Annotated in this window: 18 protein-coding genes; 2 read left to right on the plus strand and 16 right to left on the minus strand. The window is 50.8% G+C overall.

Features of this window, described 5'->3' with window-relative positions; translation table 11 throughout:
* Window positions 1-15 precede the first annotated feature (15 nt).
* The 8 genes from L6442_RS26945 to L6442_RS26980 form a co-directional block, all read right to left on the minus strand.
* Window positions 16-951: a DUF58 domain-containing protein gene (locus L6442_RS26945; RefSeq protein ID WP_212978944.1), complete on the minus strand. Its 936-nt coding sequence runs from the start codon at window positions 949-951 to the stop codon at window positions 16-18.
* Window positions 948-1937, minus strand: coding sequence for an AAA family ATPase (locus L6442_RS26950; RefSeq protein ID WP_212978943.1), 990 nt, complete (start codon window positions 1935-1937; stop codon window positions 948-950). Before L6442_RS26950 ends, L6442_RS26945 begins: the two co-directional genes overlap by 4 nt.
* A gap of 446 nt (window positions 1938-2383) precedes the next feature.
* Window positions 2384-4039, minus strand: a complete 1656-nt coding sequence (locus tag L6442_RS26955) for a phage tail tape measure protein (protein WP_212978942.1) — start codon at window positions 4037-4039, stop codon at window positions 2384-2386.
* A gap of 93 nt (window positions 4040-4132) precedes the next feature.
* Window positions 4133-5074: an ABC transporter permease gene (locus L6442_RS26960; protein ID WP_212978941.1), complete on the minus strand. Its 942-nt coding sequence runs from the start codon at window positions 5072-5074 to the stop codon at window positions 4133-4135.
* The gene (locus tag L6442_RS26965; RefSeq protein WP_212978940.1) at window positions 5071-6000 is read right to left on the minus strand and encodes an ABC transporter ATP-binding protein; all 930 of its coding nucleotides are present in this window, start codon (window positions 5998-6000) and stop codon (window positions 5071-5073) included. The genes L6442_RS26960 and L6442_RS26965 overlap by 4 nt, the downstream gene beginning before the upstream one ends.
* Complete coding sequence (locus tag L6442_RS26970) at window positions 5997-8429, minus strand: DUF7408 domain-containing protein (protein WP_212978939.1); 2433 nt, start codon at window positions 8427-8429, stop codon at window positions 5997-5999. The genes L6442_RS26965 and L6442_RS26970 overlap by 4 nt, the downstream gene beginning before the upstream one ends.
* Window positions 8430-8725: 296 nt before the next feature.
* Window positions 8726-9631 (minus strand): formyltetrahydrofolate deformylase, encoded by a 906-nt coding sequence (gene purU, locus L6442_RS26975; RefSeq protein ID WP_212978938.1) that lies wholly within the window; start codon window positions 9629-9631, stop codon window positions 8726-8728.
* 82 nt (window positions 9632-9713) lie between these two features.
* Window positions 9714-10835, minus strand: a complete 1122-nt coding sequence (locus tag L6442_RS26980; RefSeq protein ID WP_212978937.1) for a deoxyribonuclease IV — start codon at window positions 10833-10835, stop codon at window positions 9714-9716.
* A 192-nt stretch (window positions 10836-11027) separates the two neighbouring features.
* On the opposite strand from L6442_RS26980, the gene L6442_RS26985 reads away from it, so the two are divergent.
* Both L6442_RS26985 and L6442_RS26990 read left to right on the plus strand, forming a co-directional pair.
* Window positions 11028-11498: a DUF2621 domain-containing protein gene (locus L6442_RS26985; RefSeq protein WP_212978936.1), complete on the plus strand. Its 471-nt coding sequence runs from the start codon at window positions 11028-11030 to the stop codon at window positions 11496-11498.
* Window positions 11499-11675: 177 nt separating this feature from the next.
* Window positions 11676-12587, plus strand: a complete 912-nt coding sequence (locus L6442_RS26990; protein ID WP_212978935.1) for a TIGR01777 family oxidoreductase — start codon at window positions 11676-11678, stop codon at window positions 12585-12587.
* Here the strand turns inward: L6442_RS26990 and L6442_RS26995 are convergent.
* The 8 genes from L6442_RS26995 to L6442_RS27030 all read right to left on the minus strand — a co-directional run bounded on the left by L6442_RS26995 (window position 12566) and on the right by L6442_RS27030 (window position 21309).
* Window positions 12566-14659, minus strand: a complete 2094-nt coding sequence (locus tag L6442_RS26995) for a DUF6382 domain-containing protein (protein ID WP_212978934.1) — start codon at window positions 14657-14659, stop codon at window positions 12566-12568. The genes L6442_RS26990 and L6442_RS26995 overlap by 22 nt on opposite strands.
* An 11-nt stretch (window positions 14660-14670) precedes the next feature.
* The gene (locus L6442_RS27000) at window positions 14671-15183 is read right to left on the minus strand and encodes an A24 family peptidase (protein WP_212978933.1); all 513 of its coding nucleotides are present in this window, start codon (window positions 15181-15183) and stop codon (window positions 14671-14673) included.
* Window positions 15184-15507: 324 nt separating this feature from the next.
* Window positions 15508-16515, minus strand: a complete 1008-nt coding sequence (locus L6442_RS27005) for a TadE/TadG family type IV pilus assembly protein (RefSeq protein ID WP_306436687.1) — start codon at window positions 16513-16515, stop codon at window positions 15508-15510.
* Entirely contained in the window at window positions 16484-18718 is a 2235-nt protein-coding gene (locus L6442_RS27010; RefSeq protein WP_212978932.1) for a Tad domain-containing protein, read from the minus strand. Before L6442_RS27010 ends, L6442_RS27005 begins: the two co-directional genes overlap by 32 nt.
* Window positions 18719-18744: 26 nt before the next feature.
* On the minus strand, window positions 18745-19443 hold the full coding sequence (locus L6442_RS27015) for a TadE family protein (protein WP_237100102.1): 699 nt from the start codon (window positions 19441-19443) through the stop codon (window positions 18745-18747).
* Window positions 19421-19615, minus strand: a complete 195-nt coding sequence (locus L6442_RS27020) for a Flp1 family type IVb pilin (RefSeq protein ID WP_194235180.1) — start codon at window positions 19613-19615, stop codon at window positions 19421-19423. The genes L6442_RS27015 and L6442_RS27020 overlap by 23 nt, the downstream gene beginning before the upstream one ends.
* A 13-nt stretch (window positions 19616-19628) precedes the next feature.
* Entirely contained in the window at window positions 19629-20501 is an 873-nt protein-coding gene (locus tag L6442_RS27025) for a type II secretion system F family protein (protein ID WP_194235179.1), read from the minus strand.
* Window positions 20502-20514: 13 nt separating this feature from the next.
* Window positions 20515-21309, minus strand: coding sequence for a type II secretion system F family protein (locus L6442_RS27030; RefSeq protein WP_237100416.1), 795 nt, complete (start codon window positions 21307-21309; stop codon window positions 20515-20517).
* Window positions 21310-21332: the final 23 nt, after the last annotated feature.

The raw sequence follows: 21332 nt of genomic DNA on the forward strand, positions 1-21332 counted from the left end.
CGCATTTGAACCCTGTTAGACCCGGATCAGTCCGGTGCCCGCAAACACCCCAAACACGGCTTCTTGCAGCGTCATATCGCTTGAAAGCGTGACCCAGGAAATGCCGCGCTCAGAGGCGGTTTTGCGGAGCTCACTTTGGTAATGCGCAAGCTCTTCGCGGTAACGCTGCAGCACTCGGCCTGTTATAGCCACTTCCCTGCCTGTGTTCAGCTCGCTGTCGATCAGCCGCAGGTCGCCGCTAAGCTCAGGGTGGATTTCCTCCGGAGAGAGTACCTGCACAAGGACAACTTCCTGGCCCGCTCCTGCCAGACGCGAAAGAATGCTTCCGATCTCAGCCGTTCCCTCATTTAACCAAAAATCAGAAAAAATCCAGGTCATGCCGGACAGTCGCGGGATCGCCCCTGGTTCACCCAATGCCGATGCCAGACTTCCCTCGCCGCCGGAGGGCATGTCCTGCAAAAATTGGAATAAGCGATTTGCGGCCCCCCTGCCTCTCAGAATCGGCAGCCGACCATCCAGCCGATTGCTGTAGCAGTACGCCCCGACCCGTTCATAAGAACATAGCGCAACATAACCGATGCTCGCTGCAAGCCTTTTGGCAAAAAGCAGCTTGTTTTCTGCCGCTCTGCCGCTTCTATTCCCCTTTTCAGCTTCCGTCCCGCCGAAATCCATTGATGCGGAGCAGTCCACATAAAGGCTGACCATCAGCTCCTGCTCGTCCATAAACTGGCGGATAAACGGTTTGCCCGTCCGGGAATATACCCCCCAATCAAAACGCCGGATATCGTCTCCAGGCGTATAGGCACGATAATCCGCAAATTCCAACGAAGAACCGAGCCGGCTTGAACGCCGTTTACCCTGAAGCATGCCTGCGACCCTTTTGCCTGAACCGAGCGAAAGCCGTTCCAGCCGTACCATCAGGTCCGATGGCAGCAGTTGGGTGCTGGTCATGGCTGTCCTCCAAGCGACTGCAGCATTTCGTTAATGACCTGGTCTGTCGTCACGCCCATGGCCTGTCCTTCGAAGTTCAAAAATATCCGGTGGCGAAGCGCAGGAACAGCCACGGCATGAATGTCGCTTTGAGTCAAATGCATTCTTCCCTGGCAAACCGCCCGCACCTTGCCTGTTGCAATGATTGACTGAATTCCGCGCGGCCCGGAACCGAAACGCACATATTTTTTCACCGCTTCGGGAGCGGTCTTTTCTTCGGGATGGGACATCATGAGCAGCCTCGCAGCATAATCAAGCACCTCTTCTGCCACCAGCACTTCTCTCGCTCCATGCTGGATTTCAAGCAATTCTTCCGACCCAGCCTGCTTTACAATGTTAGGTGTGTGATTGGATGTTGTCCGGTTCACGATTTCCTTGAGTTCGTCCACGCTTGGATAAGGCACAAGAATTTTAAGCAGAAACCGGTCCAGCTGCGCTTCCGGCAGCGGATAGGTTCCTTCGTTTTCCAGCGGGTTTTGCGTCGCCAGCACGAAAAAAGGACTTGGTAAGCGGTGGGTTTCATTTCCGACCGTTACGGTTTTCTCTTGCATGGCTTCCAGCAGCGCGCTTTGCGTTTTGGGCGTGGCGCGGTTGATTTCGTCCGCGAGCACGATACTGCTGAATAAAGGACCGCTTTGGAATGTCATGCCTGTTTCGCCCTGTTTGCCGAACGATAATATTTGTGTACCCGTAATGTCGCTTGGCATCAGGTCAGGGGTAAACTGAATTCGGGAGAAGGAAAGATCTAGCGTATCCGCAATGGTGCGGACAAGCATCGTTTTCCCGAGTCCCGGAATCCCTTCCAGCAGCGCATGCCCGCCTGCAAAAATACACCATAACATCTGCTCGACGACATCCTGCTGGCCTACAATCATTTCACCGATCTGACTGCGCACGCGCGATATTGTTTCTTTCCAGGCTTCAGGCTGGATTTGGGTTTCTTGCATCTATACGTCCTCCTGGCTCCCATAGTAATTATTGTTATAGAGGTAGTTCAAAAAGTTCGCTTTTGATAAGAAAACCAATCGAGGTCAATCAAGGATGAAAGGGCCGCGATTCAAAGGTAGGTTTTCTTGCGATATAGAATTCATCAGCGTAGCTAGATAACGTATAAATTCTATATCTAACACGAAGTGAACCAGAAAGCGGGCTCGGCATCGAATCTTGAATTCAGCCGGGCCTAAGCGAATGCTTACGTAGTATGTTTCCTCCGGAAACATTTCAGGTGCTCACGTACCCACAACAGTAGATGCTTACGAAGTCGTTTTCTACGAAAACGTGTAGCTCCGCTCCTCAGTCCCTAGCTTCATCCAACTGAAGCGTTTTGAAAAAACGCACATCGGAAGCATATCTTCGGTGCTGAAAACCGACCTTTTTGAACATGGACTTTTATCTATGGATTTGGATTAATTCCGGTAAAATAGCTTTCGACCAGGCCCTGCATCTGCTGCGGCAGCTCCTGCCGTCCCAGCGACTTTTTCGCTTCGGCCTCATATTCCTTGTACACCTCTGCATACGGACGGCTCGCTCCATCTACGGCCGGCGTGACCCCGCCTTTTTGGATCGTGCCTCCGGAACCCTTTAACGGCCCTTTGTCATTTTGTTTATTGCCGCTGCCCGCGAATTTACGCGGGGTCATGACCATATCGCGTCCGCCGGCTCCCAGACCTGCCCCGGAGCCGCCTGCCCCCGATCCATTCCCATGCCCCGAGCCGCTGCCCGAACCACTGCCTGAACCGCTTCCGTTTTGGGCGCCTTTGCCCTGCTTGCCGTTTGCCCCCGGGGAACCCGAAGCGCTGTCTTCCCCAGGTTCCTCCCCGTCATAGTCCTCGGCCAAAGCCAGATCTTCCGCGCTTCCCCCGCTGCTCCAGGTATCCGACACCTGCATGCCGGAGGCCGTCATTTGCGATGCCAATCCGAGACCCTGCTGAGCCAGTTTGGAACTCAAGCTTGAGGCAGCCGCCGATTGGTTTGCGGCAGCGGCACGGGCCGCCAGCGCTTTGGCAAGCGCAGCTTCCAGATCATTTAAGGCTTCATCCGTCTCCTTGTCCTTTGCGCCTTCGGCCAGCGCTTTGGCGGTTTTTTGAAGCGCATCCTTCAATTCTTTTGTCTCCGGATTTTTGGCTGCTTCCTCCGCCAGCTTGCTTAAGGCATCGCGCAGCTTTTCCTTTTGTTCCGGCGTAAGCTGTTTCACCTGCTGTTTGAACTCTTTCATGGATTTTTTCAAATCCTCGGTTTTACCCTCTGCCAAGCTTTTGCCCACAGCCGACATATTCGGAGCGTTTTGCATCTTCTTGCCCATTTCGGACAGATTTCGGACGGCCGACTCCTGTTTCGCTGCCATTTTCTCGATTTCTTTCATCGTTTTCTCCATCTCGGCCAGCGTTTTTGCCGGATCTTTTTGGCCATCCAGATTGTGCTGCAGCTTGCGGAGGGAATCTTCAAGCGGCTTTTTTGCGGCAGGATCCAGCTTTTGCGTTTCAAGCTGTTGCAAGAGATCCTCGGTTTTGCGTTTCTGATCCTGCACCCACTCATGCTTGCGGGCAGCTTCAGCGATCTTTCCGTCCATCGGGCTTGGCAAAACTGCCAGCGCGCCCCCGGCGGCAAGCAAAATACAGCAGGCGATCGTAAGTTTTTTATACCTGGGATGCGGAAGCCTGTTTTTGAGTTCAGCTGTAAAACTGCTGCCATATGCTTCGGCTTGCTTACGCTGCCATTTGGCGGCGGGCGTGTTTTGTCCGGCAAAGGAAAGAGCCGTCACCATCATGTCGCTTCGCTCGGCGCCTCCTGTAGCCGCATCCATGGCCCGCGCAGCCTCGCGCTCCTGCACCCGGTGCAGCAGTCCCCAGACACCCCCGGCCAGCAGGCCTGTTAATGCGGCTGCCAGAGCCAGATAACTGTAATGCGGTACTGGATACAACCGGGCGACAAGCAGCAGCAAGATGGCGCCGCCAAGCCCCGCTATGCTACCCAGCAGGGTATAGCGGATAAGCCGAAACTGCTGCAAACGAAGTGCTGCTTTCCGAATCGCTTGACGAATCGCGTCCATTAGCCGTCCTCCTTTGACTTTCAGTTCTTGCATGAAGGAATGTTCTTATGACCTCAGGGAACAAGCATCCTCCATGCGCCAACGCAAACGGATTTATGAATGATCGGCTGACCCTGCTTCGGCGAGTGGAGCCGTATATTCCTGATTCTTCTTTTTTCGTTTGGCCACAGGACGGATCCGGCGGATCGCAATCCACAAAGCGGCGATGATAACCACGCTGTACACCAGAACAAATTCCTGCCACAGCTGGATCGGCGCATCCGTGTTCAAGTTCCCGTTCCGCAGCAAAAACGCGGTTTTGGAAAATCCCGGTTCAAATATGCTGATCAGCGCCCCTGCCGGGTTTAATCCGAGCACGTAACCGACCCAGGAATAAGTTGGTCCCGTAGGAGTCGTCCCGGAATAATAGCTCCGCTGCTCAATACTCATGAAAAACAAATACAATAGTCCGGTCAGCAGGAAGATGCATAAGCCGACGCCATAAGTGACAATAACGGATATCATCGTCCGTCTGAACAATGTCGAAAACAACACCCCAAGCGCTCCGAGCAGCAGCATGACAAACAAGTAAAAGATAAAAATGAAAATCAGCTGCTTCAGCGAAATGCCCCCATAAAGGAAGACGATGCTGTAGATCGGCAGACTGGCCACAACAATGAGCGTCATGAAGCTTAAGGAAGAAAACAACTTGCTGAGAATAATGGTTGACGAGCTTTGCTGCGTCGTCAGCAGCATGCTCAGCGTCTGCTTTTCCCGTTCGCCGCTGATGACTCCCGCCGTCAAAGCCGGCGCCATAAAAGCGATCAATACCAGCTGTGCGAAACTTAGCACGTAAAACATCACACGACCTGCGCCGGAATCAAAAGGCCGATTCCCCTGATAACCAAAATAAAGCGTGATATAAATAAAGCCAAGCGCGACCAGCCCTAACGCCAAAATGTAAACAAACAGGGATATGGCCGAACGGGGCGTACGCATCCGCAGGCGGAATTCCTTGTCGAGTACCGGATTGATCCATTTGCGGCTCAAGTTCATACGACAGGCCCTCCTTTGGTAATTTCGAGGAATACATCCTCCAGATTGGTTTGTGCCTCATGAAAAGAAATCACGGCATATCCCCAGGATATAATGCGCTGAAGAAGCTGCACCTGCTCAAGATCTCCGCCGTTAAAATGCACATGAATCCCCATATTGTCAGAAAGCACGGCCGACACCAGCGCTTCGTCCCGCAATTGCTGCGCAAGCTCCTCTTCGCGTTCCATCACGCGGATATGCAGCACTTTTTTGACGCGAAGCTGCGCCTGAATATCGGCAACCCTGCCCTGGGCCACCATTTCCCCATGCTCAATTACGCCGATTTCATCCACCATTTCCGCCAGCTCAGGCAGAATATGCGAAGATATAATAATCGTCTTGCCCATTTGCTTCAGTTCTTTCAATATTTCGCGCATTTCGATCCTCGCCCGCGGATCAAGGCCGGAAGCCGGCTCGTCCAAGATCAGGACCTTTGGATCGTGAATAAGGCATCGTGCTAGACAGAGACGCTGCTTCATCCCCCGGGAGAGACTGTCGACATACACGTCGCTTTTATCGCTCAAATTCACAAGTTCGAGCAGCTGCGGAATGAGCTTTTCCCGCTCTGGGCGCGGGATGTTGTAGCTCGCCCCGTAAAAATGCAAATATTCCGTCGTCTTCAATTGGTCATATACGCCGAAGAAGTCAGGCATATACCCGATTCTTTTGCGCACCTCTTTCGGATACTGTGTCACGTCGAAACCGTCCACTTTGGCCATGCCCGACGTCGGCAGCATCAATGTAGCCAGTATCGACATGGTTGTGGACTTGCCGGCGCCATTCGGCCCCACAAATCCAAACACTGTTCCCTCTGGAATATATAGATTGATGTCCTTGAGCGCGTTGAAATTGCCGTATTTTTTGCTTAAATGCTGAATATCTATCATGGCTTCACCGCCCCCTCTACTGCAAGCTCAGGCAGCACCAGGTCCGTTGCTTCCTTGGCAGATAACTTGATGCGGATATGTCCCTGCGAGGCATATTTCTCATTCGGGTTCGCAGTGCTCCACTGCTTGGATGTACCCCACACAATAGGCTCCCAATCCTGCTTCTGATAATTAAAGATAGAATATTCCGTTTGTTTGCCCGGATTTTTAGTTTGAAGCTTCATCGTTCCGCCCGTCATTTTTTTCATGTCGGGGGCATCATAATCGAACATAATGTAACCCTGCTCGATATGGCTGATGCCATTTGGCTCTACATACCAGCTGCCCGAGGATTGAGTGATCGTCGGCGAAACGAATCCGAATGGAATGTTCAGCTTGCCTTTCTGAATCCAGCTGATGTTTACGGGTTGAACCCATAAATTGAGCTGGTTGCTATCGATTTCATGACCATCATTGAGATAGTTGAACAGCTTGTCCTTGCTGAACCCCAATACGTAAGCATCCTTGGCAGACCAGGACGAAGCCATCATATAATTGTCGATCATGCCCCTCTCGCGGACAAAAGGATCTTGCCCGTTCCCTGAAACCCCCTGGAACAGCGCAAATGACAGGTTGCCGTTTGCAAATGATTTTGCGGTTGTGACCGACGCCAGCGAAACGCTCTTTCCTTGATCCAAACTTCCAAGCGGATACAGTTTGCCGCCTACAACCAAGCCGGCGTGATCCAGCTTTTTGGATGTCGAGTTGACCACGCTGCCATCAATGGTTCCTTTATCATTGATAAACAGGCTGACATCAAATTTGCCCAATGCCTCCATTTGCGAACGCTGTTCTACCCAAAGCTTGGCCAGAGACCACTGCGCCATGTCCAGAAGCTTAACGCCCGTCTCTTTGCTTCCCATTTCGACCAGACTACGGCTGTTATTGGAACCCGAAAAACTTCCGCCCTCCCGCTGAACGGAAACATAAGAGTTGGCAGGGAACTCCAAATGATAATTACCGCTTCCCGGCGAGAAAAACGCCGTTGCGCTTTTCATTTTGCCTTGGCCGCTTCCATCCAGTTCCACCACGTTCAGCGTATGGGACATCTCCTTGGTTTTATCCGCTGCTCCGATAAAATACACCGTGCCGCTGGCAATGACCGCGATCGTCGGAATCATCCACCAGGCCCATTCACGCTTGTCCGCCTTTTTCAAAATCCAGTACAGCAGCGGCGCCACGACAATGGCGTAAATCAGGATCAGCCAGGCAAGCGCCTGAAATGAAGGCATTTTGAGCGAAGGGAAGAAGTTCAGGATATAACTTAGATTCAGCATCGGATTGTAATTTCCGCGCATGGCATTCCAATTACTCTTCTGCAATTCGCTGCTCAGCAGCGAAGACCAGACGGAAGGATGCCCCGGCCAGGAAGCAATCGGCTCCTGAGTAACGTCATAGGCCGCGTAAAGCACCTTGCCGTTTTCAACCTGACGGCTTGCAAACAGAGGTTTGCCGCCGGCCGCATACAGCAGCTTGGCCTCTTTGACAAGTTCGGCGTCGGATAACGTCACTTCCCCGCCCAGATTCAGCTTTGCCGCTCCGCCTTTTTCGCTCCCTTGCTTGTAAGCTCCAAGCTTTTCAAGTTCAGGCAGGGAGGACGTACTAAAAGTTCCCTTATATTTAACCGGAGATATGTCCGAGAAAGGACCTGCCGTTTTCGGATAAGTAGCCCCTCCGCCTAAGACCAGATGCCCCCCGGTTTTGACCCACTCCTCAATCGCCTTGACCTGCTGTGGAGTCAGCGTATCGGATGCAAAGCGGGTCAACACGAGCACATCGATGCCATCCAGCAGCATCGGATTGTCGGGAATGTCCTGCTGTTTCATATGCATGACGCTGACTTTCGAATTTCCGCTTTGCAACAGCGCCAAAAAGTTCATCGCATCAGGATCGTCCGACAGAACGGCTACATTTGCTGAGTTAAAGGTCGCCCCCTGAATATAGCCATCTCCGTTGGAAAACGGAATCTGCTTTCCTTTTTCAACAGAACCCTCATAAAAAATTACGGTATTATTCCTTTTGTTATAGGGCTGCCCTGGAATGGTCAGCAGTACTTCCTTGACCGTATCCTTCGGAAGTTCCACATGCTGGACGTATGAGATCGGACTGTTGCCGTTCCGGTCCTCCATCACTTGGACAACGATATCTCCAGACAGGTCCTGATTGCTGGTTAAGGTTAACTTCAGCGGATTCCAGGCACCCTCCTTGATCATCCTGTTGTAGCCCACTTGGCTTGTCATCTCAATGGACGGCTTATTGTCGGCATGGACGATACCCGCAGCCAGCCCAAGCTGAAACAGCATCAGTAACGCCAGAATCCCGATCGGAAGCCTTATCCGCTTCAAATCCTTATTCCGCAAAGACAAAGTTTCTACCCCTCTCTCATTCATTGCTTTTCGATCCTATTTTTTGATCTTACGATATTAAAGACGCTTCATATCTTAATTTCACTTCAATATTTTTAAAAATTTCTGAAGAAAATTTTGTTGAAAACACTTTACAAATGGAAGCTTATTGTAGTAACAGGCCTCTTTTTGCCGTTAAACCAACAAAAATCAACAATTCCGGTTCGCATGGAAAGTATTTTAAAAAAAGCCCGCTTCACTTGAAGCAGGCTTTAGTCAGTAGATGTTTTTATTCAGTTCACGACGCTTAAATATCGCATTTCTGAAACAAGGGCGCCGAATTATCCGTTAAATACGACGGTTTTATTTTCATGCACCAAAATCCGGTCCTCGGTATGCCATTTGACGGCTCTCGCCAATACGACGCGCTCGATGGTGCGGCCGATCCGCTTCAATTCGCTGACATCATCGCGGTGGCTTACGCGCTGCACGTCCTGCTCGATGATCGGGCCCCCGTCCAGCACTTCGGTGACATAATGAGCCGTTGCCCCGATAATTTTTACGCCGCGATCGTAGGCTTGGGCATAAGGTTTGCCCCCGACAAAGGCCGGAAGGAAGGAATGATGGATATTGATGATCCGGTTCCGGTAATGCTCAATAAAGGTCGGAGAAATAATCTGCATGTAGCGTGCCAAAACAATCACGTCGATATCGTCGCCGATGACTTCCAGCTGACGCTGCTCGGCTTCTTTTTTCGTGTCGGCCGTTACCGGGATATGATGATAAGGAATGCCAAACGACTCCACATATTCCTTCATATCCGGGTGATTGCTGACAACCATCGAAATTTCGGCGTCAAGATCCCCGGCCTGCCACTGCCACAGCAGCTCAACCAGACAATGATCCTCTTTGGAGACGAAAATGGCTAGTTTTTTCTTGCGGCTGACTTGATAGATTTCCCACTCCATACTAAACTTCTCCGCTACGGGAGCAAACTGCTTTTCGAGTTCGGGCAGCTTATGGTCAAGCTCTGCCAGATCGAACTCCACTCTCATGAAAAACATGCCGCCTTCCGGATCCATCGTATATTGGTCGGATTGAACGATATTCGCTCCATGCTGATGAAGAAAATGCGATACGGCAGCAACGATCCCCGGTCCGTCCGGACAGGAAATCAACATGCGCGCACGGTTAGGATGGGTTTGCGATACATTTGATGATGCATTTTGTTTGACATGTAGTTCCATGAGCTCTCCTGCTCCTTCCTCATACTCTCTCTAATGCATTAAATACGCTGTAATTGTTGTATTTCAAGATATTGCAAAATCCTCATTTCAAAGCGTCTTTGCCTGCCAGACAAGCGATCAGGCGCTGATTGATTTGCTCCTCGCTCAGATCCGGGAACAAATTGGCTTCGGCAACCATATCATACAGGCGTTCCAGAGGCTCGCGGGAATCCGCCTTTTTCGCTTTGGCGTCGTTTTTAAGCAGAGACCAGACATCCAGCACGTATTGGCGAGGGTCGATGTCCTGCTTCGCATAAAATGCATGCAGGTCTTCCACCTGATTCATAAATTCGGCTCCGAAACGTTCCGACACGCTGCCGCGCAGAAGCGCGATTTCGATTTCGTACATCGGGCGCTGCGTTTTGGCATCCTTGCCAATCCAAGGCGTTTCCAGAATAAACGGGCGGCCTGCGAGCTTTTCGTGGTGTACGACCTTGTTGATCGCGTCAAAACCGATCCAGCCCGATCCGATCGGGGCATGACGGTCCTTGGCTGCGCCGAGCGGGTTTTTGCTGTCATTGATATGAACGACCTTAATGCGCTCCAGGCCGACAATGCGGTCAAAATCTTCCAGCACGCCGTCGATATCATTGACGATATCGTATCCGGCATCATGAATATGGCATGTATCCATACAAATTGTCAGTCGCTCGTCCTGCTTCACTTTCTCGATGATGCGGGCAATTTCTTCAAAGGTCCGGCCCATTTCCGTGCCTTTGCCGGCCATCGTTTCCAGCGCGATATGAACCTCGGTTTGGTCGGTACCGTTCAGCACCTCATTAAGGCCTTCGGCGATCCGGTCAATCCCGTATGCCGCATCCTTATCGGTAAAGGCACCCGGATGCAAAACGATGTTCTTCACGCCGATGGCATGCGTCCGGCGGATCTCCTCCTGCAAAAAGCTGACGGCAAGCTCAAATGTATTGGGCTTGTACGATCCGAGATTGATGATGTAAGGCGCATGCACAACAATCTCTTCAAAGCCGCTTTCCTTCATTAATTGCTTGCCTTCCTCCAAGTACATCGATTCAATCGGTTTGCGGCGCGTATTCTGTGGAGCGCCGGTATATATCATAAACGAGCTTGATCCATAGCTGATGGCTTCGTTTGTTGCACTTAACAGGCCCTTGTCCGAAAAGGACACATGAGAACCGATTTTTAGCATAAATCCATCCCCCTCATTAGAATTATCCCTTATTTTAGCGTGAATGCTGAAATAAATCTAGGAATGCGTTATAATTCTAAAATAACCCTACAAAGTGATGTATAGCCTATGAGGCTTATTCCGATTACTTTGCGGGGACCCGGAAAATGCAAGGTTAAATCATTTTGAAGATTGTTCCAGAGGTGAAACCGCATGTACAGCTCTTTGGGCGTGAGGCTGCTGTCCTCTTCCGTGCCCTCGAATATGTTTATGAATTCCATGGTGGTCTGGGCGTTCATTCTGCTCGGATCTATGTCCATCGGCGGATATTTCATGATTCGCAAATTCCTGAAAGTTCTGCCAAAAAACGACGGCAGATCCAAGCTCGATTGGCAGAACCACTGGGTTGAAGCCAGCCGCCACCTATGGACGGATGAAACCAAAGCATTTTTGGACAAACTGGTTAAACCTGTGCCCGGACCATTCCGGGACATCGCCAGACATTCCATCGCTGCTGAAATCGGCAGAATCGCATTGGAAGAAAGAGCGACGGAGGTAACCCAGGACCACTGCATAAAAGGTTATATTTCCGCAACGCCGAAACGGGACAATAAATTCCTTGTCGCTTTTCTGAACAAAAACCAGATCGATTACAAACCTTATGAACATCTGATGCAAAAATAGGACTGACATCAACAAGCCCCCGGGAGGAGCATCACACCTGAAGAAATGAACCATTTCATCGGTTTGATCCCATACCTGGGGGCTTTTGCATACATTAAATAACCGGATGCCGGAATATTTGGATCTCGTCATTTTTGCCTCAGATAATTTACGGATCATAAAGGGGGCTGAAAGTTTATGAAAATCGCAATTTGCGGCGGAACGGGCTTTATTGGACAAGTGCTTGCTGCGTATTTGCTGAAACAGGGACATCAAGTAACCATCCTTACCCGCAATGTCCCTGCCACTGTCCCCGTCGGTTTCTCCTATTTGACCTGGCAGCAAGTTGAAGCAACGCCTGATCTGCTTGCAGGCACGGAAGCCATTGTCAACCTTGCAGGATCCTCCCTCAATCAACGCTGGACGGCCAAGGGTAAGAAAAGCATCATTGATTCACGCATGACAACGGTCCGGGCCACAGCCAAACTTGTTCAAGCGCTGCATCCAAAGCCGGAGGTCGTTGTTCAAGCATCGGCCATCGCCATATACGGCACATCGCTCACCGAAACCTTCACTGAAGACAGCCCGCATCATGTCGTCGATTTCCCTTCGTCAGTCGTAAAGGAATGGGAGGATGCAGCGGATCAAATCCGGGATGTGCGTCAAGTAAAGCTGCGGACCGGCGTTGTGCTTGGAAATAACGGCGGGGCTTATCCTCTTATGAAATTGCCCTACATGCTAGGAGTCGGCGGCAAAATAGGCAGCGGCAAGCAGTGGGTATCCTGGATTCATCTGCATGATATGATCCGATTAATCGAATTTTGCATTAACCGATCTGATGTAGTCGGACCGGTTAACGCCACTGCTCCGGAGCCTGTAACCAATGACGAGTTTGGACAAATAATCGGCCGTGTCTATCATCGCCCGCATTGGTTTCCGGTGCCTTCGTTTATAATGCGGACCATTTTGGGCGAGCTTTCCCTCATCATCTTGGAAGGGCAGCGCGTCATCCCGGACAAGCTGCTAAAGCATGGCTTCCGCTTCGAATATCCTAAGCTACCGCAAGCTCTCCAGGATCTAAGGACAAATCAGGCGGAACGAAAGGTATAACGCCCGTTTACGATTACAAACGTATCTCCGTCATGAATCGGATATTCTTTATAAGGCACCATCGCTTCTCCCCCTAAGCGTGTCCCGTTTTTCGATCCAAGGTCCTTGATCACATATTTTCCGTCCTCGCTCCGGCTCAACTCTACATGCGCGCGCGAAGCTCCGATGGAGGTCTCAACGTATTGCGACACTTCCTCGGAGCGGCCGATCACAAAATGCTGCTGTCTCAGCTCAATCCGCTCGGCCCTCTCTCCCCCCTCACCTTCCCGAAGCAGGTAGCATACGGGAGACGAAAACGTTGGAACTGACCGTGGACCATCGGAATTCGTATCGCTCAGCAGCACGGTTGCACCGCCTTTCCCCGGTTTCAGCATCTCCGTCTTCATCCCGAGCTGGCCGTAATAATCCCGCCCATCCATCTCTTCGCCGGCGGTATCCGAAATACCGAGATGCTCCCACATTCTCTGGTTCAACACAGCGGCAAGCGCATTCTCCGGCTCTGGCACAGCCGCCACCGAACTTACGGAACTGCTCATGCCCTTTCGCTCCGACTCGGCCGGAGGGAACTTCCATTTCCATTCCGGTTCAGGATCGTTCTCCTCATCTTCGGGACGTTTTCCTTTTTTCCATCCGCCCCTAAAAAACCCGGTAAGCTGCTCCACCTCAAAACGGGACCGCTTCTGATTTCGTTTTCCTTCCGATGAGAGCTCAATGGAACCGAAATCAGGCAGTTCATCGAAGGATGCTGAGGATATATCCCCCCGTTTGGATGCAAAAAGCTTGCCTTTCCATGCCATGCCTGCAACAACGGCCAGGATGATGGTAAGCAACAAACATAACATCATTTTCCCGCTGCTTGGGGCAGGCATATATGCCATTCTCCATACCAAAGCTGCCGCAAGCAGACACCCTAGAGCAACATAAATTTTTCTGGACGAAGCGGACTGCGCTTCGGCTTCTTCATCGGACTTCGACTCCTCACTGCGACCCAAAAACCCATCCCGGCTCCTGAAAAAATCGAATGCGGATTGTTCTCCATCCCTGCCCCGATTTTGCTTGGATATAGGCGTATCGTCAGACACTGCTGCACTTTGGCCGTGGAAAGTCGCTCTATCTGACGCATGATCCGCTTGCAATCCTGAACCGGTCGGCTCAGATCTCCCTTTGGAGGTACCAAACCATTCCGGGCGAGGTTGTCCCGGTTCCCCGCAACGTCCATCCGCATAACTATCGGCCCTGGCAGCTCCCGCAGCTCGTCCATCCCGATTGGCAGTGGGAACATGCAATTGAAGCCTGCTTGGATCGGAGATTTGCGCATGTACGGTCCCCCCTTTCCGATCCGGGAGAGTTGCATATGCGGCTCCTCCGTGCAGGGATGATGCATGTGCTGCTTCACCGTACTGTCCAGGGAATGATGCATGTGCCGCCCTTCCGCTTCGTTCCGAAGCCGCTGCCTGTGCAGGCTTTCCACTCCACACGGATTCACCAAGAACGTTATCTTCTCCAGACAGGAGCCTCAACAGCAGTTTTCTAAAACCGCCAAGCGTAAAGGCCTCGGATGACGTGTACTGCAGCAGCTGCTGAACCCCGCCGCCGCTCAGCTCCGTAACCGATGCCATAAACCGGGTAACAAGCTCCTTTAACCGTTCATTGACCGCTGCTCCCTCTGCCCGTTCAAGTGGTATATAGGTTAAATAAAGCGTTCCGGCCTGAAGGGATCCATCCACAAACATATAGTTCTCATCCAGGCTATATTTCGCGGGCTCAAGCATGTATTTTCCGCTTTCCTCCAATGCTTCCGCCACCTGTAGCAGTAAACCGTAATATTCGGTCATATTGATTTTTTCGCTTTTGAGCATGTGTGAAAGCATTCTTTTATCTGTAATGGCATACCTTAGCGTCACTTGGAGATCGACTTCTTTTATATACAAGGGCAAAAGATGCGGGATTTTTGATGCCGAGATCATGGACACTTCCACCTTGCTCAGTTCTTCGGAGCGAATGCCGGCACCGTCCGACAGCACCATGAAGGTACCGCCCTGCTGTATAAAATCACGTGTTAATCCTAACAAACAACTCCCCCCTAACTTGCTGCGTAAATACAAGTGATAACATAACCGGGAACGACGGCAAGCATAAACGGGAAGCGCAGCTGTTTTTCTTTTGCGGCTGATAACGCCTGAAAACTTCTAAGCATAAAAAATCCTGCCAAATGATCCGCTGCTTTGCGCATTCTTTGCAAGGTTTCCCGTCTCCACAGCAGAATCAAAATCCCTATCGCACCGGCACAAAGGACGGAATAAATGAGACATTGGACCGTAAAAAGCGTTCCGGCCCAAGCGCCGATCCCGCCAAACAGTTTTACGTCGCCAGCTCCAACCGCCCCGATCACATGCATTAAAAGAACCAGGACAAAACCTGCCGCAAGCCCCTTAAGCGAAAAAAGAAGTCCCTGCAGCCCATCCATAACCGTGTGGACCGTTAATCCCATCGGCATTGCCGTTAATGTCAGCCAATTGGGAATTTTCATTGTTCTAATGTCTGTAATAAATGCAATGATGACCATAAGCATGCAGCCCCAAATTGATACATCCATATTGCGATGCCCCTTTCCCCTCACTTTAAGAGTTCGTGCAAAAAGTCTGCTTTTGATAAGAAAAACGTCTATCGACGTACTCTCATAGAAGACAGACCGCGTTTAGCGGTAATTTTTCTTGCGATATAAGGATGCGAGATCTCCGAAGTTTATACTTTCTTATATCTTAAGAAAAACGTCTATCGACGTATATTCATAGAAGAAAGACCGCGCTTAGAGATAGTTTTTCTTGCGATTATAGAATTGTTCAGCGTAGCAAGAAAATTTATAAATTCTATAATCTTAAGAAAACCGATCTTTTTGAACATGCACTTTAAGCAGCCCTTATCCTTTTACAACCGTGAACATCACTTCAGTCCTTTGTCCGTCCGCGGTCGTAATCACAAAGGGCCAGGTACCCGGCGTAGTATTGGTGCCCACAAACCACTCCCATTCGATGTAGCCTTCCGAATCGGCTTGTTTCTCACCCAGGTATTTCGCGGTGCTTTCACCGCTTTTATAGAAAACCGACAGATTGGCCGAAGCCCCCGGCGCAATTTTCGCGCGAACCTTCGCCCTTCTTCCGACATAAGCCGGATCCGGCTTCTCCAAAAGTTCAATAACCTGATTGCCCTGTCCCGATTCACCTTCGCCGCCCGTACCGGCCTCGTCGGTTTCACCGATCCACAAACGCTCCTGCGCCTTAGCCTGAAGAACGATCTTCTTGTCCAGAAACGGTACCTTCATCGGAAGCTCATAACTTACCACGATGCCGAAATAAGGATCCGTTCGGGTTCTTAAGTTTGGAATCTGGATATTTGAGACATGAATTCTATCGTAATCAAGCAGTCTGCTTTCCATATACGGCTTAAGAATCGGCTTTACGACCGGATCAAGAATGGCCTCCGCCGCCTGATTTTTCAAATCCTGCAGCGGTTCATCCACTTTATCTACCGCACCTGCCATCCATTCATTCAATGGCGGAGGCAGCGTATCCGTATATTGGGCAGCCCAATCCGTTAACGAAAGCTTCGGAACACTCCAGCTTCCGGCGGGCTCCTTGCCGTCGCTCTTTGTCTCGGGCGCCTTCTGCTCAATCGCCAGCGCAACCGGGTAGATATGAGTCGAAACCATTTTGACTGTATCGGATACCGTGCTCTGCAGTGCTGTAGAAATCAGCGTCATCTGTACCATATAAATCAGGAAAAGTACAAAAAAGATAAACATGGGCAGGACCAGCGAAGCTTCCACCACCATACTTCCCTGCTGTCTACCTCCGCTTTGATCGGAAGGGATCATCCGGCACCAAGCCAATCTACTGCTAATATGAGTAATCCGCTTGTTTGACCGCATAATATCGGTTTCCTTCCACTTCGTCCGGATGCCCCCCGGCATACCCAACCATTTTCATCACACCCGGCAAAAACCATAATTTCATCCCGATCTTCACTTCCCCTGACGCATAGGTCGCCCTTTCCGCAGGATTAATCCCGGTATTGAACCGGATCAGAGCCAACATGCGGGACATTTTCTTCTCATTATTGCTATGAATTAGCAAAAACAGCCGCAGATAGTCGCGATAAGTGATTTTCACTTTAACATAACTAGACAGCTCCACTGCTCCCGTTTCGCATAACGTGATCATATCGGCAATGGCCATTTCAATTCCGTACAGCACAGCCGCGGCAAGCACCAGCAGCGGATGCCCGAGGCCGCTGTTTTTGACCAGCCCTTCCATCGTACGGATCGCAAGCCTGGAAGCGAAAATTTCGGCATAAGCTGCCGAGACATTCCCTACCGGGTTGTGAAAGCCGTACAAAATGTACTCCAACTCCTGATTACTAACACTTAGTTGATCAACAACGGCATCTCCAAGCTTCGCCTGCGGATTTTTGGCCGCATCCTTAAGTATGCTGATGTCAAAATGCTTAAAGTACAACGCGGCGTATTCATTTTGCAGCAATTCATCTCTAACTCCGTTCATCATCCCCGCCATGGCTCCGTACAGCCCATCCATACCATTCATAGCGGATTTGCCCGCATCATATGGATCGGAATCCATATCTGCCCCCTTATGATTGCCGTCGGCTTGTTGTTTATTGAAGTCCAAGCTTTCCTCGTAGTAGGTTTGCAGCTTCTTATACTCCTCCATATACCTCTTCGCCTTTTTGTCCAGCTCTTTGATCCGCTCAAGGATATTGGCTGCATCTTTCAGCTTGGCCTTACTTTTCTTCTCTTTTTCCTTCCGCTGTTTATCCGAAGCGCGATGCTGCTCAAGCCGTCCCGCTGCCTGATCCAGCCTGTTCGCCGAACCCGGGTCGGCGTACGCGCGCAAATATTCATCTACCAAGCCGCGGGCCGAAATGACTGCATATTTCATGCTGGCGGAGCTGCCATTAGGTCCTGTGGCTGCCGCCAAAGCAGACGATGCTTCCGAAACGCTGCGGTTAGCGGTATGGGACTCATTCTCCTGACGGTCAATTTCGTCTTTTAATTCACCGAGCAGGTTGTCGCTAAGCAGCAGTTTGTCCGTCTCTCCACGCAGCCCGCGGATCGTCTCCGAGTCGTCCCCGCTGGTCTCCGCCGATATTCCCGGGATCCCCCCTGCGGAAACCACGTCATATCCTGTGCTCTCCACGCGGTTTTCGGCGGATGCAATCACTTGCTTCATTTGTTCATTTAAATCGCAGGCTTCCTTCCAGTCTTCGCGCGCTTCCTGGAGCAGCCTGGAATGGCTTTCAGCAGCCGAGCTTTGTCTGTTTCCCAACCGGGCCCAAATCTCTGCAGAGTTTGTCAGGTAAGCGCTGATTTCGTCACCATACTTCGGCTTTTCATCTTCGCCGCGATTAGCGTCTTCGTTAACCTTGCTAACATAGTCATCGTATTGGGCAGCAATGGCCGCCCCCGTCGTCACGCGCGATGAACCCAAGGATTCGTTCGGAATCGAGCCGGCATATGAATCCATCAGAAGCCCTGCGATGCCGCTTGCGCTTTGCGCCGCTTTTTTCTGTTTCGCCAGCATCAGATCCAAAGCCGCCTCCCGCTTGTCGTACAGCTTCTGCAGCTTCCGAAGCACATCAAACGTATTCGAGGCCTCCTTCATAGATGAAGACAAAGGCTTGAACTTGCTCAAAATTTCGAGTGTAAAATCAATGGGGGCCTTGTACTTCATTTCTTCTCCAATCCCGCGGTTAAAAATATCGTATTCGCCCAGCATCCTGTCCATTTTCAAGCCGGAACTGTCAAGTTCCAGCGGCAGCACATTAAACCGGTCACTTCGTTTCCCTTTTTCCATACTGCTATTCAGCACGCTTGCCATGATCTGGTCTCCGCTATGCGAACCGTACGCAAACAAACCGTACCGCTCCTGCAGCTCCGGATCATAAGACGACATCACAGACCGGACCGCTGCATGTGCCAGACGTTCGCTTTGAACCTTCAAGGCCGCAATGCGGGAATAATCGATAAACAAGGCCACAAAAGCGAAAATAAAGGCCAGAATCATAATCAAAAACACGGAAACCGATCCGTTCTCCGGTCGTCTCTTTGCGAACATCCCCGCTTCCCCCTCATCAGATTCCGTTACTTTCCTGAAAACATGAAAGACTTAAGGGCATCCAGCACCCGTTTAGCCCCGCCCTGACCGGTCTGCCCATTCTCTCCCGAGCCTTTGAATTTTAAGCCGTAATATCTCATCAGATCCACTGTTCGGATAAACTCCACCGGCTCCACCACGGTGGAATTCGCATATGTATTCACATCCGAACCGCCGTTCAGCATGAGGTCCAGCGGCGGCAGAGACAGCATCCGAGCCAGATCCACCGAAGTTTTGCGCTGCAAAACTGTGTTTCTATAGCTGATTTCTCCTTTCATTTCCGGGGGAACCATGCTTCCGGATTTATTCATTTTTATGGTAGGAAGCGAACGGTCGCCGCCTTCGGCTCCCGGCAGTTGAGCAGTCTGTTTTTGATCCGAGAGACCGGTCCAACCAAACAATGCGCCAAGCATTCCGTCATCGCTGAGCCTCCAGTACAATGAATCGTATTCGCCTTTGGTGACAGCACCGGTCGCCGCCTCCTTGTGGCTATTGTCCCAACTGTAGGCGGAACGTTCCGCCACGGCAGAAGCCGTCTGATGCAAAAAGCTTTCCTGATAAACATACAGACAAAAAAAGATAAGGATCATCGTAACGAACAAAACGATAGGAAGCACGAGGGAAGCTTCGACAGTGAAGCTGCCCCCGTCATTTTTCAATGAACTATTTTTTGTTGAAAACATCATCGCTTTTGCTTTCCACTTTATTTAAGAGATTTTTAACGATACGAAGCAGTTCGTCCCGGAACAACACGGCAATGATAATAATGACCGCGATAATCAAAATGATCTCCAGCATCCCCAAACCGTCTTCGCGCTTCCAAAAATCTTTTACTTTCCCCCATGCCAATGTCAGCATTTCATTCATCCCCCTACATATTCATCATCATAAATGCGGGTGCTCCGACAAGCACAATAACAATTACAAAAATAACGACCATCGGAAAGATCAGCTTGGAAGAGGCCTGCTCCCCCCGCGTACGTGTAATGGCCTTGCGCTTCTCCCACAGCGTCCGGGACAGATCCGACAAAGCCATGACAAAGTCGCTGCCGCCCCGCCGGAAATTAAGCAGCACGGTTGTCGTAAAGATCGATACCTCCTGCACCGCGCAGCGTTTGCTGAAATTTTCGAAAGCCTGCTGAAAGGAATATCCCCCTTCCAAATCATCCGCCATTTTGATGAGCTCGCGGTACAGCGGATGGTTTTTCTCCTGCCTTTTCTGATTCACGCAATGGCTGATCGCTTTTTGAACCGTCTCGCCTGCACCAACCAACAAAACGATTTTGTTTAATAGCTCAGGCAGCTCCATCAAAATATCATGGTCCCGCTTTTGCACTTTGCCGTGCATATCCTTGACCATAGCTGCGGGCAGCAGCAAGCCTAAAACACTGCCAATGGCCAGCCCCGTCCCTTCTCCCATCGCTAATGTCAGCAAACAGCCAAGAGCGAGCAAAAGCCAGCTGTAGCACATCATTTCCCCGACATATAAAAGCGTCATTTCGGCGCTATGGCGCTGTCCGTTCAGCTTTTGCACCGAACGCTGAATCTTGAAGAAAAAAAGCGGGAACCGGGCCGTAAGCTTCAATCGGTCAAGAATATACAACATAGGGGGAACCAGTGTCCTCAGTCTCAGTCCCTCCATTTGGAGTTTGGCGATTTTTCTGTAATTTGCGCCGCCGATCTGGTTCAGCACCACCCAGCCTCCCGCCAGAAGAACCAGCATCACGACAGCAAGCAGCTTCATATTCCCACCCCGCTCAAATCTTGATATCCATGATTTTGATAATCCATAACAAACAGCCTGCAAGTCCAAATAAAGCAAATGTCGAAATGATCATGCCCGCTCCGCTGAACATCGGCTTCATATAGTCGCCCGAGGTCATGTTCATGAACACAAGCATCATAATGGGAGCGGCCAAGAGCGCTTTCGATTCGAATTTCTTCTGGGCGACGAGCACGGCAATTTCCTGCTGGATGTCAAGTTTTTCGCCGATTATCGTGGAAGTTCTCCGAATCACCTCGACCAGATCCCCTCCCGTTCTTTTACAGGTCGTAAACACATCGGCAAAATTCGTGATGTCCTCCATACAAGCCCTTCGGCTAAAATCTTGCAGCGCGTCTTCAATCGGCTCCCCATATTCCATGCGCGCGCAAATAATAGATAGTTCCGTGATCAGATCGTTTTCTGCCTCCGGATCGAGCATACGCAAATCCTGAATCGCTTCCCGAAAACCGTTCTCCACGGAGCGCCCGGCCGACAGCGAGGAAGATATCGAATAAAGAGCTTGCTTGAAATGCAAATTCAATGCCGCTCGCCGCCGCTGAAGCATGTATTTCCTCCAAAAACGCGGGACCAAGAGACCTCCCGCCGACAGAAAAAGCGCAATGATCCATTGGTGATAAAAAAGAAAACCGATGCCAAAGAAAAATACCGCTCCCGCTGTCACACACAAAATTCGCTGCAATCCGCTCAAAACATACACGCTGTAGTCTGGAAGCTGCTTTCTCCGATCTTGGCTCGCCTTCTGACTTCCCCGGCTTCCTTTCGGCATTTCACGGAAAGTGCCCTGCCCTT

This window comes from Paenibacillus azoreducens (assembly GCF_021654775.1).
Lineage (GTDB): Bacteria > Bacillota > Bacilli > Paenibacillales > Paenibacillaceae > Paenibacillus_AQ > Paenibacillus_AQ azoreducens.

Coding starts and splice junctions, on each gene's coding strand:
- L6442_RS26985 (WP_212978936.1), top strand. CDS start 11,028: ATGTACAGCTCTTTGGGCGTGAGGCTGCTGTCCTCTTCCGTGCCCTCG.
- L6442_RS27010 (WP_212978932.1), bottom strand. CDS start 18,718: ATGTTCGCAAAGAGACGACCGGAGAACGGATCGGTTTCCGTGTTTTTG.
- L6442_RS26955 (WP_212978942.1), bottom strand. CDS start 4,039: ATGGACGCGATTCGTCAAGCGATTCGGAAAGCAGCACTTCGTTTGCAG.
- L6442_RS26965 (WP_212978940.1), bottom strand. CDS start 6,000: ATGATAGATATTCAGCATTTAAGCAAAAAATACGGCAATTTCAACGCG.
- L6442_RS26990 (WP_212978935.1), top strand. CDS start 11,676: ATGAAAATCGCAATTTGCGGCGGAACGGGCTTTATTGGACAAGTGCTT.
- L6442_RS27005 (WP_306436687.1), bottom strand. CDS start 16,515: ATGCGGTCAAACAAGCGGATTACTCATATTAGCAGTAGATTGGCTTGG.
- L6442_RS27000 (WP_212978933.1), bottom strand. CDS start 15,183: ATGGATGTATCAATTTGGGGCTGCATGCTTATGGTCATCATTGCATTT.
- L6442_RS26980 (WP_212978937.1), bottom strand. CDS start 10,835: ATGCTAAAAATCGGTTCTCATGTGTCCTTTTCGGACAAGGGCCTGTTA.
- L6442_RS27025 (WP_194235179.1), bottom strand. CDS start 20,501: ATGAAGCTGCTTGCTGTCGTGATGCTGGTTCTTCTGGCGGGAGGCTGG.
- L6442_RS26945 (WP_212978944.1), bottom strand. CDS start 951: ATGACCAGCACCCAACTGCTGCCATCGGACCTGATGGTACGGCTGGAA.
- L6442_RS26970 (WP_212978939.1), bottom strand. CDS start 8,429: ATGAATGAGAGAGGGGTAGAAACTTTGTCTTTGCGGAATAAGGATTTG.
- L6442_RS27015 (WP_237100102.1), bottom strand. CDS start 19,443: ATGATGTTTTCAACAAAAAATAGTTCATTGAAAAATGACGGGGGCAGC.
- L6442_RS26960 (WP_212978941.1), bottom strand. CDS start 5,074: ATGAACTTGAGCCGCAAATGGATCAATCCGGTACTCGACAAGGAATTC.
- L6442_RS27030 (WP_237100416.1), bottom strand. CDS start 21,309: ATGCCGAAAGGAAGCCGGGGAAGTCAGAAGGCGAGCCAAGATCGGAGA.
- purU (WP_212978938.1), bottom strand. CDS start 9,631: ATGGAACTACATGTCAAACAAAATGCATCATCAAATGTATCGCAAACC.
- L6442_RS27020 (WP_194235180.1), bottom strand. CDS start 19,615: ATGCTGACATTGGCATGGGGGAAAGTAAAAGATTTTTGGAAGCGCGAA.
- L6442_RS26950 (WP_212978943.1), bottom strand. CDS start 1,937: ATGCAAGAAACCCAAATCCAGCCTGAAGCCTGGAAAGAAACAATATCG.